Raw genomic sequence first — 17,431 nt, 5'->3', positions numbered from 1 at the left:
TGGCGGGCCCGCTTGCGTCTGGGCATCAAAGGGGCAAACGAAGTGAGTTCAGCCTCGGATTACGCGAAAACCCGCACCGCACAGCAGAGCGGCATTTTCGTCGCCAGCGTCCGTCAGGGCCACCTCCAGGGTAGCGAACTCGCGGCGCAGGGGGTACGCCCTGCGGCAGGCGTCGAAGCCTTTCGCCATGCCCTGCCGGCGGCTCTCGCGCAGCAGGCTATCGTGGTCGCGGCGCACGTCATGGACGGCGCGCAGGCAGAGCCTCAGCGCCTCTTCCCCGCCGAGACCCGGGCCCAGCGCGAGGCGGCGCAGGGGCGGGGCCGTCAGCAGCTCGTCGAGGCCCACCCGGGCGGGCAGCCCGTGTTCCCGACACAGTGCCCGGTAGATCATGTGGGTGCCGCGCCGCTTGCCGTCCAGGCTGTGGCCGGCGATATGCGGCGTCGCGATCTCGGTGAGATCGCGCAGGGCGCCGTCGATGGCAGGCTCGTGCTCCCAGACGTCGAGCACTGCGGAAATGTCCCCCTCCCCGGCCAGGCGCTGGCGCAGGGCGGCACCGTCCACGCAGTCGCCGCGGCCGGCGTTGAGCAGCACCGTGCCGGGCGCCAGCTCGGCGATGGCCTCGGCCCCCATCAGGTGATGGGTGGCATGGGGGCCCTCGCGCACCAGGGGGGTGTGCAGGCAGAGCACGTCGCATGCCTCGATCAGGGCATCGAGCCCTACGAAACCGGGCAGGGACTGCCCCGCAGCGCTTTCCGCCACGAGGCTCCCAGCCGCGACCCGGGGCGGGTCGCAGGCCAGGCAGTCGATGCCCATGGCGGCGAGGCGGCCCAGCAGGCGCCCGCCCACGTTGCCGGCGCCCACCACCCCCACTCGACGTTCGGCAAGCCGCCAGCCCTGGCGCTCGGCCAGGGTAGCGAGGCTGCCCAGCACGTAGTCCACCACCGCCTCGGCGTTGCAACCCGGGGCGCTGGCGAAGGCGATGCCGCGTTCCGCCAGCGCCGCGAGATCGACATGGTCGGTGCCGATGGTGCAGGTGCCGACGAAGCGCAGCCGATTGGCCTCGGCGATCAGCGCCGCGTCGACCCGGGTGATGGAGCGCACCACCAGGGCATCGACGTCGCGCAGCGCCGCGGCATCGATCTGGCGTCCGGGCAGACGCACCATCTCGCCCAGGGCACCGAAACAGGACTCGGCGGCGGGCACATCGGCATCCACAAGGATTCGCATGGTCTCTTGTTCCCGTTTCTCAGGCGATTACAATACCCACCAACCTACCACTCCCCCGCCAACGCGGAGAGACGCTGTACGCCAGGAGCCTTGATGATCGTCCGCTGGGAAACCGACCATGACTATGTGCTGGTACACATCCACCAGGACATGTTCGGCGACTGGATCTTCAGCCGCGCCTGGGGACAGATCGGCACCCAGTTCGGGGGCCTTAAGCACCAGCTGGCGGACGACCATGATCAGGCGCTGATGTGGCTAGGCGACGAGGCCACCATCCAGGCCTCCCGGGGATTTCGCAAAGTAATGGAGGTGGAAGACAACAGCCCTCAGGGCCGCCAGGCGGTCAGCCAGCTGTCGCTGCTGGACGCCATCTAGACGCTGTCTCGGGCTCAGTTCAGGTTCAGATTCAGATTCAGATTCGGACCGGATTATCCCAGGTAGCGGCGCCCGCCACGCCTCTGCGCCCCGCGCACCTCGCGGGGCGCCTCCTCGCCCTCCCACTGGCGGCGCAGCGCCTCCCAGGCCTCTTCGTCCAGCCACTCCCGCTCGGCCAGCCAGGCCACCAGCCGCGACGCCTCGAAGCCGCGATCCAGCTCGTGGCCTTCGCCGTCGGCCAGCACCGGGATGCGCACCCCGTAGCGCGCCATGAGGGCCTGGTCCTCGCTGATCTCGACCCGATCGAGTGCCACCGGCTCGCGACAGAGCAGGCCCAGCAGGCCTTCGAGCTGGCTGCACAGGTGGCAGCCCAGGGTGGTGTAGAGCGTCAGCGGGATCATGACGCATCTCCTCCGGTCTCCCGATGCCGAATCAGGAAGACATGGTGAAGATCCGGGTTCCTGGTGAAATCCGGGTCGAAGCTCTTCGCCGAGACCTCCTCCACCGCGAAATGCTCGGCCAGGTCGGCGTCCAGCTTGAAGCGGCGCTGGTTGTTGGAGAACACCAGGGTGCCGCCGCTTGCCAGACGCGCCATCGCCAAACGAACCAGGCGCCCGTGGTCGCGCTGCACGTCGAGGGTCCCCGCCATCTTCTTGGAGTTGGAGAAGGTGGGCGGGTCCATGAAGATCAGGTCGAACTCGGCCCCGGCCGTCTGAAGCCAGCGCAGGCAGTCGTCGCGCACCACCTGGTGACGGCTGGGGTCGAGGCCGTTGAGGGCGAAGTTGTCCCGCGCCCACTCCAGGTAGGTATTGGAGAGATCCACGCTGACGCTATCGCTGGCACCGGTGTCCTCCCCGGCGACGCGGGGCCCCAGCGCCGCCTGCACGGTGGCGGTGGCGGTGTAGCAGAAGAGGTTGAGGAAGCGCTTGCCCGGCGCCATCTCGCCCAGCATCCGGCGCACCGGGCGGTGGTCCAGGAACAGGCCGGTGTCCAGGTAGTCACGCAGGTTGACCCACAGCCGGGCGCGCCCCTCCCGCACCTCGAAGCGCTCGCCGCTGGCGCCCTGTTTCTGGTACTGGGCGCTACCGCTCTGGCGCTCGCGACGCTTGACCACCACCCGCGTCGGGTCGACCTCGAGCACCTCGGGAATCACCGCCAGCGCCTCGAAGAGGCGCTTCTGGGCCTGGCCGGCATCGATGGTGCGGGGGGCGGCATACTCCTGCACGTGGACCCGCTCGCCGTATACGTCCACCGCCAGGGCGTATTCCGGCATGTCGGCGTCATAGAGCCGATAGCAGCTTTCGCCGCTCTGCTTGAGCCATTTCTTCAGGCGCTTGCGGTTCTTCTCCAGACGGTTGGCGAACATCTGTGCCCCCTCGGAGCGGCGAGGGGCGGCGGGCTCCCGGCGGGCATCCCCATCGACCTCGGGCACCTCCATCAGCAGCAGCTTTGCCTCCAGGGGGCCGTTGCGCAGGGCATACTGCCTGTGGGCGCGCAGGCCGATACGGTGGCCGAGGTCCGGATTGCCGGTGAAGACCGCCAGCCGCCAGCCGGGGAAGGCCGCGCGCACCCGCTCCCCCAGCCGCGCATAGAGGCCGACCAGTTCCGGCAGCTCGCCGAGCCGTTCGCCGTAGGGCGGATTGGTGATCACCAGGCCAGTTTCCTCTAAGGCCAGCCCCTCGGGGCGCGACAGCTCGGCCAGGCCCCCGCCGGTGAGCGTGATCAGTGACGGTATGCCGGCGCGCATGGCGTTGGCCTTGGCCGCGGCGAGCGCCGCGGGGCTCTGATCGATGCCGTGGAAGCGCGATCGGCAGCGCTTTCGGCCGATGCTCGCCCGCGCCTCGGCCTCGCGTTTCACTTCGTGCCAGGTCGACTCGTCGTGGCCCGCCCAGCCGTGGAAGCCGAAGCGCTCCCGGGCCAGCCCCGGGGCCACGTCGGCGGCCATCATCGCCGCCTCGATCAGCAGGGTGCCGGCGCCGCACAACGGGTCCACCAGCGGCGACCCCTTCCGGGCAAGGGCCGGCCAGCCGGCGCGCACCAGCAGTGCCGCGGCCAGGTTCTCCTTGAGCGGCGCATGGCCCACGTCGCGACGATAGCCGCGGCGGTGCAGGCTGTCGCCGGAGAGGTCAACGCCGATGATCAAACGCCCGCGGTGCAAATGGGCGTAGAGGCGCAGGTCGGGCGACGCCAGGTCGATGTCGGGGCGCGGCAGTCCCGCGGCCTGCAAGCGATCGACCACCCCATCCTTGACCGTCTGGGCGCCGAAGCGGGTGTGGCGGATCGCCTCGGAACGGCCATGGAAATCCACCGCCAGCGTCGCTCCCGCAGCCAGGTGCCGCGACCAGTCAATGGCGGCCACGGCGGCGCGCAGCTGCTCGGGGGTCTCGATGCCCTCGTCGCGGGCCACGCAGAGCACCATCCGGTTGGCCAGCCGCGACCACAGGCAGGCACGGTAGGCGCCGGCCAGATCGGCCTTGAGGTTCACCCCACCCACCGTGGTCTTGCCGGGCTCGGCGCCCAGGGCAGCGAGTTCTTCGGCGAGCAGCAGTTCCAGCCCCTGGGGGCAGGTGGCCAGGAGATCCAGCGTGGCGTCGTGTCGTGGGGATGTCATCGCGTCGATACCGCTTGGCAGATTCTTGGGGCTCACCGTGTCAGACCGGTGAACGGGTTGTTACAAATCGGGGGTCGACAAGCCCGATCGAAGTGGGCTATCAATACCCAAGTAGCTACTGAAACACGCATGCGTTTCCTGTCATCGGGCTCGATATTCAACTGAAGAGCCCGTGGCATGTTAGGTATGGCCCGAGCCTTGTGTTCGAGCCTGCTAGATCGATACCTTATCAAGAGGTAGTCCAATGAAACGACAGAAACGTGATCGCTTCCAGCGTGCCTATGTTCATGGCTACAAGGCAGGTATTTCGGGTCGCTCTCGCGATGACTGTCCGAGCCAGGACGTCAATCTTCGCGAATACTGGATGAGCGGTTGGCGTGAAGGTCGCGGGGATCAATGGTCCGGTATGACGGGTGTCTCCGGTATCCACAAGAACCCCATGGTGATGTGAGCTCCTCCCTTTTCAGGTTCACACCCACTTTAATTTTAATACATTCTTGATCCGATAGAGCCCGTGGCAATCACCACGGGCTTCTTGCATGTCTCGCCCTATCACCGCACGACGGTCTGTGCCTTCAGGGCCCGAGTGCACTCGCCCACCAGCGCCGGGCCGCGATAGATGAAGCCCGAATAGAGCTGCACCAGGTCGGCGCCGGCCTCGCGCTTGGCGAGCGCCGTCGCGCCGCTGTCGATACCGCCCACGCCGATGATCGGCATCTCGGGCAGCTGGCGGCGCAGTTCGCGGACCACCGCGTTGGAGGCCTCGAACAGCGGGCGGCCGGACAGCCCGCCGGCCTCCTCTGCGTTGGGCAGGCCCGCCACCGCCTCACGGGAGACCGTGGTGTTGGTGGCGATCACCGCGTCGATGCCGTTGCTGGCCAGGCAGTGTGCCACCAGACCGACCTCCCCAGCGTCCATGTCCGGGGCGATCTTCACCGCCAGCGGCACCCGACGGCCGCTGTCGCGGTCGAGACGACTCCCCTCCTCGCGCAGCGCCGAGAGCAGCCCATCGAGCTGCTCGCCGAACTGCAGGTTGCGAAGCCCCGGGGTGTTGGGCGAGGAGATGTTCACGGTGATGTAGTGGGCATGGGCGTGCACCTTGCCGAGACAGGCGAGGTAGTCGTCCACCGCCTTCTCCACCGGGGTGGTCAGGTTCTTGCCGATGTTGATGCCGATCACGCCATCGAAGCGGCTCGCGTTGACCCTCTCGACCAGGTGGTCAACCCCGGCGTTGTTGAAGCCCATGCGGTTGATGATGCCGCCGACCTCGGGCAGCCGGAACATCCGTGGGCGCGGATTGCCCGGCTGGGGCTGCGGGGTCACGGTACCCACCTCCACGAAGCCGAAGCCCAGCGCTCCCAGGGCGTCGAGGTGATCGGCGTTCTTGTCGAGCCCGGCGGCCAGGCCTACCCGGTTGGGAAAGCGCAGCCCCATGAGCTCCACCGGATCCTCCACGCGCCCGCCCCCCAGGCGCCCCGCCAGGCCCAGATGGCCGGCCAGGTCGAGCCCCTTGAGCGCGACGCCGTGGGCGGTCTCGGCATCGAGACGAAAGAGGAGCGAACGGGCAAGCGAATACATGGCATCTCCGGAAGTGGCGGTCGCGGGCGGCGCAGAGTATAACAGCGCCTCAGCCCCGACACGACGCCGCCCCACCGCCAGGGAGACCCAGATGGCCGAGACCACCGAAACCATGGAGGACCGCCTGTCGCGGATCCACCGCGCCATGGGCGAAGAGCGGCTGGACGCCGTCGATGCCGTCATCGCCGATCTGGAGCCCGCCGAGATCGCCCTGCTGCTGGAGTCGCTGCCGCCGGCGGCCCGGGTCCGGCTGTGGCAGCGCGTGCCCGCCGAGGTCGACGGCGAGGTGCTGCTGCACGTCCACGACGAGGTGCGTGGCACCCTGCTCGAGGACATGGACCACGAGGAGATCGTGGCCGCCGCCGCCGCCCTGGACACCACCGACCTGGCGGAGATCTTCGAGGACCTCCCCCAGCAGGTCGCCGAGGACATGCTGCGCTCCATGGACGCCCTGCAGCGTACGCGTCTCGAGGAGACGCTGGCCTTCAACGAGGACAGCGCCGGGCGCCTGATGCGGCTGGATACCATCGCGGTGCGAGCCGACGTCAGCCTGGAAACGGTGGCACGCTTCCTGCGCTGGAAGGAGTCCGTGCCGGACAACACCCATCAGCTGATGGTGGTGGACCGGGACGCCCGCTTCGTCGGCGTGCTGCCCATCGCCCGTCTGGTCAGCCACGACCCGGAGATGGCGGTGGCCGACCTGATGGATCGTGAGGTCGACAGCATCCGGGTCGACATGAAGTCCCGGGACGTGGCCACGCTGTTCCAGACCCACGACCTGGTCTCCGCGCCGGTGGTAGACGAGTTCGGCCTGCTGCTCGGACGCATCGTCATCGACGACATCGTCGACGTCATCCGCGAAGATTCCGAGCAGGCGCTGATGAACATGGCCGGCCTGGACGAGGAGGAGGACCTGTTCGCCCCGATCTTTTCCAGCGCCAAGCGACGCGCGGTGTGGCTGGGCATCAACCTGGTCACCGCCTTCCTGGCGGCCTGGGTGATCGGTCGCTTCGAGGACGCCCTGGACAAGATCGTCGCCCTGGCGGTGCTGATGCCCATCGTGGCCAGCATGGGCGGCATCGCCGGGAGCCAGACCCTGACACTTGCCATCCGCGGCATGGCGCTGGGGCAGATAAGCCGCACCAACAGCAGCTGGCTGCTGCGCAAGGAGGTGGGGATCGCCGCGCTCAACGGGGTGGTCTGGTCGCTGGTGGTGGCGGTGCTGGCGGTGGTGTGGTTCGGCAACGTGGCCATCGGTGCCATCATCGCCGGCGCCCTGGTAATCAACATGCTGGCCGCCGGCATCGCCGGCATTGTCATCCCACTGCTGCTCAAGCGCGCCGGTATCGACCCGGCACTGTCGGGGTCGGTGGTGCTGACCACCGTCACCGACGTGGTCGGCTTCATGGCCTTCCTGGGCATGGCCACTTTCTTCCTGCTGTGAGCCCCTGCCCGACCTGACCCGCCGGCGACGATCCGTTCGAAAGGACGAACCCCGCCGATTGGCGGGGTTCGTCGTTTCGGAAGGCCACGGGCGGGATCAGATCTCCTGGCTGCTCTCCGCCAGGTCCACCAGCTCTCGCACGGCTACGGCAAACTGCGGGAAGCCGCCCTGGACACCGCTGCCCACCTGCTCGAGCAGCTTGCACCAGCGGCTGTGCATGCCGGCGTGCAGCTCCAGCCACTGGTTGACGCGCTCGCCGGCCTCGCGGGCGCCGCCCTCCATGCGCAGCACGCTGACGGTAAGCGCCAGCTGCTGGCGGTCGACATCGTCGCGGAAGGTGTCGCGGGCCTGGGCCTGCCAGCTGTCGCGCACCTTGAGCGCGGTGATCTCACCGATCAGCCACGGCAGCTCCAGCCGGTCGCCGATCTCGTAGTAAACCTCGGACACCCGCTGGGGCTTCTCGTTGGCCTGACGAGCCGCCTGGATGATACCGAGCCCCGCATAGAGGCTGGCGGCCGCTGCGGAGGCACCGGCCAGTGCCTCGGGCACGCCGGCCTCGATCAGCTCGCCGCGACGAGCCTCCCAGGCCTCGAGCTCCTCGCCGCGCAGGCGCTTGCCGATGCCCTCCTGGATCTGGACCAGGCGCGGGGCGAAGTACTCGATGGTGTCGCGGGTATCCATCCCCACCCGGGCACGCAGGAACCAGCGAGTCGCGCGGCGGATCAGGCGCATCAGGTCGAGCATCATGCCGTACTGCACGGCGCTCGGCACCCGATTGTCCAGCGCCTCGATCTGGTGCCACAGGGTGCCAAGCTGGAACACCTCTCGCGCGATCACGTAAGCCCGGGCGATCTCGGCGCGGCCCGCGCCAGTGGCGTCGATCAGCCGACGCACGAAGACGACCCCCATGTGGTCGACCAGGTCGTTGGCCACCTGGGTGGCGACGATCTCGCGCTTGAGGCGGTGCTCATATATCTCGTCGCGGTAGCGCTCCACCAGCACCCCCGGGAAGATCCGCTCCACGTGGCGCTCCATGACCGGATCATCGGGCACCTCGGAGGCGATCAGGTCGCCCTTGAGCACGCTCTTGGCATAGGAGATCAGCACCGAGAGCTCCGGCAGCAGCATGCCCTGCTGGTTGGCGGCTCGCTCCTCGAGGACCTCGTCGACCGGCAGGAACTCCAGTTCCCGGTCGAGCTGCCCGGCGGCCTCCAGCTCGCTGATGAAGCGGCGGAAGGGACCGATCCCTCCCCGCGAGAGAATCTCGGCCAGGTCCAGCGCCTGGGTTTGACGGTAGTTGCCGATCAGCACCAGCTCGGAGATTTCGTCGGTCATCTCGGCAAGCAGCCGATTGCGCTGCTTGTCGGTCATGTCGCCGCGCTTGACCACCTCGTCGATGAGGATCTTGATATTGACCTCATGGTCGGAGCAGTTGACCCCGCCAGCGTTGTCGATGAAGTCGGTATTGACCCGCACGCCCCGGGCCGCTGCCTCCATGCGGCCCCGCTGGGTGAAGCCGAGGTTGCCGCCCTCGCCCACCACCCGGCAGTTGAGCTCGCGGCCGTCGATGCGCAGGGCGTCGTTGGCCTTGTCGCCCACCTGGGCGTCGCTCTCCTCGCTGCCCTTGACGTAGGTGCCGATACCGCCGTTCCAGATCAGGTCGACCTTAGACTTGAGCATGGCGCGAATCAGCTCATTGGGGGAGAGCTTGCTCTCTTCGATCCCGAAGGCGCTCTTCATCTGCGCCGAGATCGGAATCGACTTGGCGCTGCGCTTGAACACCCCGCCACCCTCGGAGATCAGGCCTCTGTCGAAGTCCTCCCAGCTGGAACGCGGCATTTCGAACAGGCGCTGCCGCTCGGCGAAGGTGGCGGCGGCATCCGGCGTGGGGTCGACGAAGATGTGCAGGTGGTTGAAGGCCCCCACCAGGCGGATCCTGTCGGAGAGCAGCATGCCGTTGCCGAAGACGTCACCGCCCATGTCGCCGATGCCCACGACGCTGAACTCGTCCTCCTGGGTGTTCACGCCCAGGTTGCGGAAGTGGCGCTTGACCGACTCCCAGGCCCCCTTGGCGGTGATGCCCATCTTCTTGTGGTCGTAGCCGTTGGCGCCACCGGAGGCGAAGGCATCACCCAGCCAGTGGCCGTACTCGGCGGAGATCTCGTTGGCGATATCGGAGAAGGTGGCGGTGCCCTTGTCCGCCGCCACCACCAGGTAGGGGTCGTCCTCGTCGTGACGCACCACCGCTCGCGGCGGGACCACCTCGCCGCCCTTGAGGTTGTCGGTGACGTCGAGCAGCGCGCGAATGAAGGTCTTGTAGCACTCGATCCCCTCGCGCTGGAAGGCCTCGCGGTCGCCCTCGGGCAGGCGCTTGCAGACGAAGCCACCCTTGGCGCCCACCGGCACGATCACCGCATTCTTGACCTGCTGGGCCTTGACCAGGCCCAGCACCTCGGTGCGGTAGTCCTCCTGGCGGTCGGACCAGCGCAGGCCGCCGCGGGCCACCTTGCCACCGCGCAGGTGAACGCCCTCGAACCGCGGCGAAGAGACGAAGATCTCGAAGACCGGCCTCGGCTTGGGCATGCCGGTGACCTTCGACGGATCCAGCTTGAAGGACATGTAGTCCTTGGGCTGGCCATCCTCGCGGGTCTGGTAGTAGTTGGTACGCAGGGTGGCCTGGATCAGCTCCACGTAGCGGCGCAGCAATTGATCGTCGTTGAGGCTGGCCACGTCGTCGAGCAGGCGCTGGATGCGATCGAGGCACGCCGCCACCTCGCCCTCGGCGGGGTGCTCCTCGGGATCGAAGCGCAGCTCGAACAGGGTCACCAACTCGCGGGTGATCTCCGGCTGGCTGGTGAGGGTATTGGCCATGTACTCCTGGGACACGCCGAAGCGGATCTGCTTCAGGTAGCGCGCATAGGCACGCAGCATGGCCACCTCGCGCCAGGTCAGGTTGGCGCCGATGATCAACCGGTTGAAGCCGTCGTTGTCCGCCTCCCCGGCCCAGATGCGCTGAAACGCCTCGATGAAGGGCTCGCGCATCTCCTGCAGGTTCACCTCGACGCTGGTGTGGTGCTCCAGGTCGAAGTCGTGGATCCAGTAATTGGCATCGGTGGCCTCGATCTCGTAGGGGCGCTCGCCGATCACCCGCAGGCCGAGGTTCTCCATCATCGGCAGCACGTCGGAGAGCGGGATCGGCTTGTCGCGGTGGAACAGCTTGAGGTTGACGCCGCTGCCCTCCTCCTCCACCAGCCGGTAGAGCGACAACGAGAGCGGCGCGCCCTCGTCCAGCTCGCCGATATGCTGCAGGTCATAGACCGCCATGCGGGCGTTGAAGTCGTCACGGTAGCTGGCGGGGAAGGAATCGCGGAACCGATCCATCAGGCGATTGGCCTGCTCCTCGCCGAAGCCCTCGATGCTGGCGCCCTGCAGATCATCACGCCAGTTGCGGGCCAACTGGCCCACCTTGGCCTCGAGCCGCCTGACGTCATACGCCACGGGGCGGTCGCCCTGGAAGCGCAGGATGAACTGGATGCGCGCCAGCACCGACTCGGAGAGGTAGGTATTGAAATCACCGAAGGTGGCATCGAGCTCCTCGCAGAGCAGGTTCTGGATGCGCACGCGCAACTCGGTGGAGAAGACGTCCCGCGGGATGTAGGCCAGGCAGGAGTAGAAACGCCCGGGGCGGTCTTCGCGGATGAACAGCCGCACCCGCCGGCGCTCGCGGATGCTGAGGATCCCCAGCGCGGTCTCGGCGAGCTCCTGGGTATCGATCTGGAAGAGGTCGTCGCGGGGATAGACCTCGAGGATCTGCAACAGCTGCTTGCCGTTGTGGCCCTTGGGATTGAAGCCGGCGATCTCCATCACGGTCTTGAGCTTGCGGCGCAGGATCGGCACGTTGCGCGGTGACTCGTTGTAGACGGTGGCGGTGAACAGGCCCAGGAAGCGATGCTCGCCGATCAGGTTGCCCTGTTGGTCATAGCGGTCGATGGAGATGTAGTCGGGGTAGGTCGGGCGGTGCACCCGGGCGTGGTGGGCGCTCTTGGCGAATGACAGCAGCTCAGGCACCAGCACGAACTCGCCGTTCTCGACGCCGAGCTCGGTGCGAATGCGCTCGCGATAGCGCGGCTGGTCGAGCCGGAAGACCCCCAGTTCGCTGCCCTTGGCCTTGGCGAGCTCCTGCTTGCCCCCCTTCTCGGCGACCTCATAGGCGTCGTAGCCCAGGAAGGTGAAGTTGTCATGCAGCAGCCACTCGAGGAAGTCGATGGCCTCCTGGTGGTCCCCGGGGTCGGTCTGGGGCGGGCAGCCGGCGCGCAGCCCCTCCAGGGCGAGACTGACCTGTTCGCGCATCGGTTCGAAGTCGGTCACCGCGGTGCGCACGTCCACCAGCACCTCATGCAAGCTGGTCTGCAGCTCCGCCAGGATTCTCGGATCGGAGTGGCGATCGATCTCGATCACGATCAGGGATTCACGACCGCTCGAGGCGTCGGGATCGCGGGGCGAGGCGACTCGCTTCAGCCGATCCTGGCCGTCGCGTTCCGTCGCGAGCACGGCATTGTGGATGGCGTGCACGGTGATGCCGCGACGATTGAGCTCGATGCGGACCGAATCCACCAGGAAGGGCATATCCTCGTGTAGCACCGCCACGAAGGTGTGGGGCGACTGCCAGCCGTGCTCCTCGAAATCCGGGTTGAAGACGCGCACCTTGGGGTGGGTCGGATCGAACTCCTGCAGGAAGTGCCAGACCGACAGCGTCGCCCCGTAGAGGTCGTCGAGGCGTCGATCCTCGAGGTCATCGAAGGGCACCGTGGAGTAAAAATAACGGGCGAAGGCCTCCACCCCCGCCGCCTTCCTGTCATCCAGCCGCGCGCTCAATCGCTCGGAGAGTTGCTTGAGAAAGTCCTGTCTGGCGTCTTTGTTCGCAACATGCTGCATCCATCACCTCGTGACCTGGGCCGCGGCTGCGACCGGGAAGTGTTCACCATGGCGTCCACTAAGGACGCCCAGCGGTCAGCTTACGTGACTCTCCGGTCCCCCCGCACCTCGGATGACAGGATGCTCATGGAGCATGTCGGTTGGGCATCGCCACTTGACACCCTTCGACAGGCATCGCGCTCAGTCGCGGCGTTCCAGCAGCACACCGCATTCGCAGTGGTGGGTCCAGGGAAACTGGTCGAACAGGGCGAAACGCGTGATCGCGTGGGTCTCGCCGAGAATCGCCAGATTGTCCGCCAGCGTATCCGGATTACATGAAATATAGACGATGCGGGAATAGTCGCCGAGCTGGCGGCAGCTCGCCTCGTCCAGTCCGGCCCGCGGCGGATCCACCAGCACAGTGGAGAAGTCATAGTCGTCCAGTGCCCACTCGGCGACCCGGCGGCCGCCCTTCTCGCCCTTGAGCGCCGCGGCGAACTCCTCGGCGGACATGCGCCCCACGGTGACATTGTCGATGCCGTTGGCGACCAGGTTATTGCGGGCGCTGGCCACCGAGGTGCGCGAGTTCTCGGTGGCGAGCACGCGGCGGAAGTTCTCGGCCAGCGCCACGGTGAAGTTGCCGTTGCCGCAATAGAGCTCCACCAGGTCGCCGGCCTGACTGCCCCGGGTCACGTCCCGCGCCCAGGCCAGCATGGACCGGCAGATCTCGGCGTTGGGCTGGGTAAAGCTGTTCTCCACCTGCTGATAGACGAACTCGCGCCCCTCGACCGCCAGACGCTCCCAAACGTGGTCGCGCTCCAGCACCAGGCGCTGCTTGCGGGCGCGGCCGATGATCATCACGCCCAGCGCCTCCTGCAGGCGGCGCGCCTCGTCCTCCCACTGTTCGTCGAGCTGGCGGTGGTAGACGAGGGTCACCAGCGCCTCCCCCGCGAGGGTGGTGAGGAACTCGACCTGGAAGAGCTTGCGGCGCAGCAGGGGCACGTCGCGGATGGCGTCGAGCAGCGCCGGCATCAGCGCGTTGATCCGCCGACTGGCCACCGGGTAGTCGTCGAGGCGGATCACCGTCTTCTTGCTGGGGGCCTCGGGGTCCACCTCGGACTCCTGCATGTCGAACATGGCATAGAAGAGATCGTCGCCCTCGTGCCAGAGCCGGAACTCGCAGCGCTGACGGTAGTGGCTCGGCGGCGAGGGGTAGACCTCGAGCGGTGGCGGCGAAAAGCGCGCAAAGTCGTGGGTGATGCGCTCGCGCTTGGCCTCGAGCTGCTGGTCATAGCGGGCGGGATCGACGACGGGAATGGCCAAGAAGCCTCCTTCGATAAGGGACAGGAAACGGGTGGGTAGAGAGGCATTCAGTCCAACGCCAGCAGCTTCGGCGGGGCAAAGTCGAAGCGGGCCAGGCCGGCGGTCAGCCGGGAATCCAGGGCAGTGACCAGACTCTCCCCCGGGCCATGCCGAGGGGCCACGCCACTGACCACCCGGGCAGTGCGCCGGGCAATCGCCTCGCTGGAGTCGATCCAATGGATCTCGCGCGGGGCGGCGGCGGCCAAGAAGTCGCGCAACAGCGGAAAGTGGGTGCAGCCCAGCACCACGGTATCCAGTGCGGGATCCTCCCACAGCGGAGCGAGTGCCTGGCGGATCACCTCGAGGTCCGGGGCGTCTCCGGTCAGCCAGCCTTCCGCCACGCGCACCAGGGCATCGGCGGCGACGCGGGTCACGCGACACTCGGCAGCGTAGGCCTCGATCAGGCCCAGGGTATAGGGACGCGACACCGTGGCGCTGGTCGCCAACAGCCCGAAATGGCCGCTGCGCGACGCGGCCGCGGCGGGCTTGATGGCCGGCACGGTGCCGACCACGGGGATCGACAGCCGGTCGCGCAGGGCATCCAGCGCCAGGGTGCTGGCGGTGTTGCAGGCCACCACCAGAGTCACACAACGGCTGGCCGCGACGGCGGCCTCGCACACCCGCAGGATGCGTGCCACCAGCCAGTCATCCTCGCGCAACCCGTAAGGCAGCATGGCATTGTCGCAGGCATAGGCGAGTGCCGCCCCCGGCAGTTGGCCGCGCAGGGCCGCCACCACGGAGAGCCCGCCCACCCCGGAGTCGAAAACCAGAATCGGCCCGTCATTCATTGCCAACGCCTGCCAGCGCCGAGCAGGGGGTGGCGCTCCGGGCAGCGGGGGGTCATCAACGAAGAGTTGGGGCTTGGCATCGCGAGGCACCGACTGGAAATTGGCGGCATTCTACCCCAGTCGGCGCCCCCTGGCAGCCCGGTGCAGGCAGGCGGGTCAGACGGGGAGCGGCGCCTCGCGCAACTCGGCATAGAGCTCGGGATAGGCCTCCTGGAGACGCTCCAGCTCGGCGGTGGCCCCTTCGGGCAGCGCCTGGGCGAGGCGATCCAGGTCGTCGTCGTTGAAGTGCCCGCGAATCAACGGGAAGAGCAGTTCTCGCTCATCGCGCAGATAGGCACGGTGGGCATCCAGATAGGCCTTGAGGTCGTCGGCGAAGCGATCCATGGGGATCACCGCATCCATCAGGATCATGTCGATATCGCCCGACAACCGCATCAGACGCGCCTTGACCGCCTTGTAGTCGGATGACAGGCGCCCGGTCACCTCGGCGCTCTCGGGGGCGACCTCCTTCAGCCGTTCACTCAACAGCCGTTCCAGGGGCAGGGTGAACCCTTCCATGTAGGCCAGGATGTAGTCGACCACCTCACGCACCAGCTGGAAGTTGGGTCGCTCGCCCGCAGCCAAGGTCTTCTGCTTCAGCTGCAGAACGTGCAACATGCGCGCCATGTTGGCATGATCCAGACGCAGTTGGGTCAGCATGGGCATGTCGGGCCCTCCTGTGTAGTGACATGGGTACGATGACGTGGAGAGAAGGCACACACTCCATTGGATGCGCCATTGAGGACGAGGTTCATCGCCTGCCTGGTCAGCGATGAATCCACTCCAATCTAGCAGCCAGGCCCCGTCCCTGCCTCTGCCCGAGATCAACGTAAGGAGCTTGCCATGGACCTCTTCGCCGACGAGAGCGAGCAAAGCGCCCCCCTGGCCTGGCGCATGCGGCCCCGCACCCTGGCCGACTACGTGGGCCAGCAGGCGCTGGTGGGGCCGGGCAAGCCGCTGGCGCGCATGGTCGAGACAGGCGTGGTGCGTTCGATGATTCTGTGGGGCCCTCCGGGCACCGGCAAGACCACCCTGGCGGAAATCCTGGCCGCCGAGTCCGGCGCCGAACTCGAGCACCTCTCGGCAGTGATGGCCGGCGTCAAGGAGATCCGCGCCGCAGTGGAACGGGCCCGGGCCCGCCAGCAGGCCACCCTGCTGTTTCTCGACGAGATCCACCGCCTCAACAAGAGTCAGCAGGATGCCCTACTGCCCCACGTGGAGTCTGGGTTGCTGACGCTGATCGGCGCCACCACCGAGAATCCTTCCTTCGAGGTCAACTCGGCGCTGCTCTCGCGCGCCCGGGTCCATGTGCTGACGTCGCTTTCCGAGGCGGACCTGGTGGAGGTGCTCAGGCGTGCCCTGTCGGACGAGCCACGCGGACTGGGTGCGCGGCGCCTCCGGATGGACGACGAGATCCTCGCCCTGCTGGCTCGAGCCGCCGCCGGCGATGCTCGCCGGGCGCTGGGCCTGCTGGAGACGGCCTGCGACTTCGCCGAGTCCGACGACCAGGGCGGCGAGGTACTGCGCCGCGAGGCCCTGGCGGACGTTCTGGGCCACCAGGCAAGCGCCTTCGACAAGCAGGGCGACCACTACTACGACCTGCTCTCGGCGATCCACAAGTCGGTGCGCTCCTCGCGCCCGGATGCCGCGCTGCTCTACATCGCCCGCTTCATGCAGGGCGGCGGCGACCCGCTGGACGTGGTCCGCCGCCTGGCGGCCATCGCCTCGGAGGACGTGGGCAACGCCGACCCACGATCCCTGCCGCTGGTGATGGCCGCCTGGGACGCCTACCTGCGCCTGGGCGACTACGAAGGCCAGCGCGCCATCGCCCACGCCGCTATCCACCTGGCGGTGGCGCCCAAGAGCAACGCCATCGACCAGGCCTGGAAGCAGGCCAAGGCCTTCGCGGCGAGCCAACCGCGGCTCGAGGTGCCCGGCTACCTGCGCAACGCCCCGACCAAACTGATGGAAGCCCTTGGCCACGGCCAGGGCTATCGCTATGCCCACCACGAGCCCCATGGTTACCCCGCCGGCAGCGCCCACGACTGCTGGCCGGAGGAGACGCCCCGGGAGCCCTTCTACCGGCCGACCGAGCAGGGCCAGGAGAAGCGCTACGCCGGGCTCATGGCCTGGCGAGAGGCGCTGGACGCCGAGGCAGACAACGGCGCCTAGCGCCAAGTTGCAAGCTGCAAACCCGAAGCATGAACCGATGGTCTATATGACAAGAAACCCCACAGGCACTGTGCCTGCGGGGTTTCTTAAGTCGTGCTACTTGTCACTTGCTGCTGGCCGAAGGCCCTAGTGCGTATCGCGAATCACGTCGGTGCCGTCCGGGAGCTCGAAGGCGAAACGGCTATTGTCGATGGCGTGGTTCCTCTGCGCGTCGCGAAACTCTATGGCGGTGTGCTGGCCAGTGCTGTCGATCATCTGCAGGGTGGCCAGTAGCTCGCCCCGGAAGGTCATCTTCAGCTCCTCGAAGAGGGTATCGGCCGACTTCGGCACCAAGGTGAAGGTCTCGGCGCTGCCCTGCTGCTGGCGGGTCACGTCATAGCTGTCGATCAGGTCGCTGGCGCTGCCGGAGAGCAGCAGGGCCGGGGTGTGAGTGACGCGATGATCCAGGGCCTGGATGGTGGCCTGCTCCAGATCCGGGTCATGCACCATCACCTCCTCGCCGTCGGAGATCACCACCTGCTGATAGGGAGCCGCCACCTCCCAGCGGAACTTGCCCGGGCGGGCGAGCCACATCTGACCGTGGGCTTCCTGCAGGCGCTCACCGCTGGCATCGAGAATCTGCTGCTCGAAGCGGGCCTCATAGGTCTGCAGCGGTTCCAGCATGCGGGTCAGGCGATCGGCCCCTTCGCTGGCCAGGGCCGCAAGCGGCATGGCAAGGGGCGCGACGACAAACAAGGCGACGGCGGCAAGGGTCTTTTTCACTGTCATGATGGTCTTTCTCCCTGGACGGTTCCGACTGGAATCCTGTCACTCGGACTACTGGGACGCCGGCGGGTTGCGGTCCCGCCGGCGCTTTCATGCTGATTGCATGGTTGAAACCGGGGCGTCTCCTGATGGAGACGCCAGCCTGGGTGGCCATAG

Annotated in this window: 13 protein-coding genes; 4 read left to right on the top strand and 9 right to left on the bottom strand. The window is 67.4% G+C overall.

The annotated features are described in order from the left end of the window. Positions 1-48: 48 nt before the first annotated feature. Entirely contained in the window at positions 49-1,227 is a 1,179-nt protein-coding gene (gene pdxB, locus ACR80S_RS07615) for a 4-phosphoerythronate dehydrogenase PdxB (RefSeq protein ID WP_435402940.1), read from the bottom strand. Positions 1,228-1,320: 93 nt separating this feature from the next. On the opposite strand from pdxB, the gene ACR80S_RS07610 reads away from it, so the two are divergent. Next, positions 1,321-1,602: a hypothetical protein gene (locus ACR80S_RS07610; RefSeq protein ID WP_435399986.1), complete on the top strand. Its 282-nt coding sequence runs from the start codon at positions 1,321-1,323 to the stop codon at positions 1,600-1,602. Positions 1,603-1,655: 53 nt separating this feature from the next. On the opposite strand, the gene ACR80S_RS07605 is transcribed toward ACR80S_RS07610, so the two are convergent. Next, positions 1,656-2,003 (bottom strand): glutaredoxin family protein, encoded by a 348-nt coding sequence (locus tag ACR80S_RS07605; protein WP_435402939.1) that lies wholly within the window; start codon positions 2,001-2,003, stop codon positions 1,656-1,658. Further along, on the bottom strand, positions 2,000-4,213 hold the full coding sequence (rlmKL, locus tag ACR80S_RS07600; protein ID WP_435402938.1) for a bifunctional 23S rRNA (guanine(2069)-N(7))-methyltransferase RlmK/23S rRNA (guanine(2445)-N(2))-methyltransferase RlmL: 2,214 nt from the start codon (positions 4,211-4,213) through the stop codon (positions 2,000-2,002). Before rlmKL ends, ACR80S_RS07605 begins: the two co-directional genes overlap by 4 nt. A gap of 244 nt (positions 4,214-4,457) precedes the next feature. On the opposite strand from rlmKL, the gene rmf reads away from it, so the two are divergent. Beyond that, positions 4,458-4,664 (top strand): ribosome modulation factor, encoded by a 207-nt coding sequence (gene rmf, locus ACR80S_RS07595; RefSeq protein WP_435399989.1) that lies wholly within the window; start codon positions 4,458-4,460, stop codon positions 4,662-4,664. Between the two features lie 101 nt (positions 4,665-4,765). Here rmf and ACR80S_RS07590 read toward each other — a convergent pair whose 3' ends face one another. After that, the gene (locus ACR80S_RS07590; protein WP_435399990.1) at positions 4,766-5,791 is read right to left on the bottom strand and encodes a quinone-dependent dihydroorotate dehydrogenase; all 1,026 of its coding nucleotides are present in this window, start codon (positions 5,789-5,791) and stop codon (positions 4,766-4,768) included. 91 nt (positions 5,792-5,882) lie between these two features. Here ACR80S_RS07590 and mgtE point away from each other — a divergent pair, with 91 nt between their 5' ends. Beyond that, positions 5,883-7,235, top strand: coding sequence for a magnesium transporter (gene mgtE, locus ACR80S_RS07585; protein ID WP_435402937.1), 1,353 nt, complete (start codon positions 5,883-5,885; stop codon positions 7,233-7,235). Between the two features lie 96 nt (positions 7,236-7,331). Here mgtE and ACR80S_RS07580 read toward each other — a convergent pair whose 3' ends face one another. The 4 genes from ACR80S_RS07580 to ACR80S_RS07565 form a co-directional block, all read right to left on the bottom strand. Beyond that, the gene (locus ACR80S_RS07580; protein WP_435402936.1) at positions 7,332-12,170 is read right to left on the bottom strand and encodes an NAD-glutamate dehydrogenase; all 4,839 of its coding nucleotides are present in this window, start codon (positions 12,168-12,170) and stop codon (positions 7,332-7,334) included. Positions 12,171-12,350: 180 nt separating this feature from the next. Continuing rightward, a complete protein-coding gene (gene trmA, locus ACR80S_RS07575) occupies positions 12,351-13,472 on the bottom strand; it encodes a tRNA (uridine(54)-C5)-methyltransferase TrmA (RefSeq protein ID WP_435402935.1) in 1,122 nt (373 codons plus the stop codon). Between the two features lie 47 nt (positions 13,473-13,519). Continuing rightward, entirely contained in the window at positions 13,520-14,299 is a 780-nt protein-coding gene (gene murI, locus ACR80S_RS07570) for a glutamate racemase (RefSeq protein WP_435402934.1), read from the bottom strand. Between the two features lie 156 nt (positions 14,300-14,455). After that, positions 14,456-14,998, bottom strand: coding sequence for a hemerythrin domain-containing protein (locus ACR80S_RS07565; protein WP_435403023.1), 543 nt, complete (start codon positions 14,996-14,998; stop codon positions 14,456-14,458). A gap of 183 nt (positions 14,999-15,181) precedes the next feature. On the opposite strand from ACR80S_RS07565, the gene ACR80S_RS07560 reads away from it, so the two are divergent. Then, positions 15,182-16,510: a replication-associated recombination protein A gene (locus ACR80S_RS07560; RefSeq protein ID WP_435402933.1), complete on the top strand. Its 1,329-nt coding sequence runs from the start codon at positions 15,182-15,184 to the stop codon at positions 16,508-16,510. A 126-nt stretch (positions 16,511-16,636) separates the two neighbouring features. Here the strand turns inward: ACR80S_RS07560 and lolA are convergent, their stop codons facing one another. Then, positions 16,637-17,278, bottom strand: coding sequence for an outer membrane lipoprotein periplasmic chaperone LolA (gene lolA, locus ACR80S_RS07555; RefSeq protein ID WP_435402932.1), 642 nt, complete (start codon positions 17,276-17,278; stop codon positions 16,637-16,639). Between the last annotated feature and the right edge of the window lie 153 nt (positions 17,279-17,431).

The sequence above is a fragment of the Halomonas salsilacus genome, assembly GCF_051216275.1.
In the GTDB taxonomy this organism is placed as follows: domain Bacteria; phylum Pseudomonadota; class Gammaproteobacteria; order Pseudomonadales; family Halomonadaceae; genus Halomonas.
Note: the sequence above shows the minus strand (reverse complement) of the source record. Positions and strands in the feature narration are given on the sequence as shown.

Coding starts and splice junctions, on each gene's coding strand:
- rmf (WP_435399989.1), top strand. CDS start 4,458: ATGAAACGACAGAAACGTGATCGCTTCCAGCGTGCCTATGTTCATGGC.
- pdxB (WP_435402940.1), bottom strand. CDS start 1,227: ATGCGAATCCTTGTGGATGCCGATGTGCCCGCCGCCGAGTCCTGTTTC.
- rlmKL (WP_435402938.1), bottom strand. CDS start 4,213: ATGACATCCCCACGACACGACGCCACGCTGGATCTCCTGGCCACCTGC.
- mgtE (WP_435402937.1), top strand. CDS start 5,883: ATGGCCGAGACCACCGAAACCATGGAGGACCGCCTGTCGCGGATCCAC.
- ACR80S_RS07610 (WP_435399986.1), top strand. CDS start 1,321: ATGATCGTCCGCTGGGAAACCGACCATGACTATGTGCTGGTACACATC.
- ACR80S_RS07580 (WP_435402936.1), bottom strand. CDS start 12,170: ATGCAGCATGTTGCGAACAAAGACGCCAGACAGGACTTTCTCAAGCAA.
- ACR80S_RS07605 (WP_435402939.1), bottom strand. CDS start 2,003: ATGATCCCGCTGACGCTCTACACCACCCTGGGCTGCCACCTGTGCAGC.
- ACR80S_RS07590 (WP_435399990.1), bottom strand. CDS start 5,791: ATGTATTCGCTTGCCCGTTCGCTCCTCTTTCGTCTCGATGCCGAGACC.
- ACR80S_RS07565 (WP_435403023.1), bottom strand. CDS start 14,998: ATGCTGACCCAACTGCGTCTGGATCATGCCAACATGGCGCGCATGTTG.
- lolA (WP_435402932.1), bottom strand. CDS start 17,278: ATGACAGTGAAAAAGACCCTTGCCGCCGTCGCCTTGTTTGTCGTCGCG.
- murI (WP_435402934.1), bottom strand. CDS start 14,299: ATGAATGACGGGCCGATTCTGGTTTTCGACTCCGGGGTGGGCGGGCTC.
- ACR80S_RS07560 (WP_435402933.1), top strand. CDS start 15,182: ATGGACCTCTTCGCCGACGAGAGCGAGCAAAGCGCCCCCCTGGCCTGG.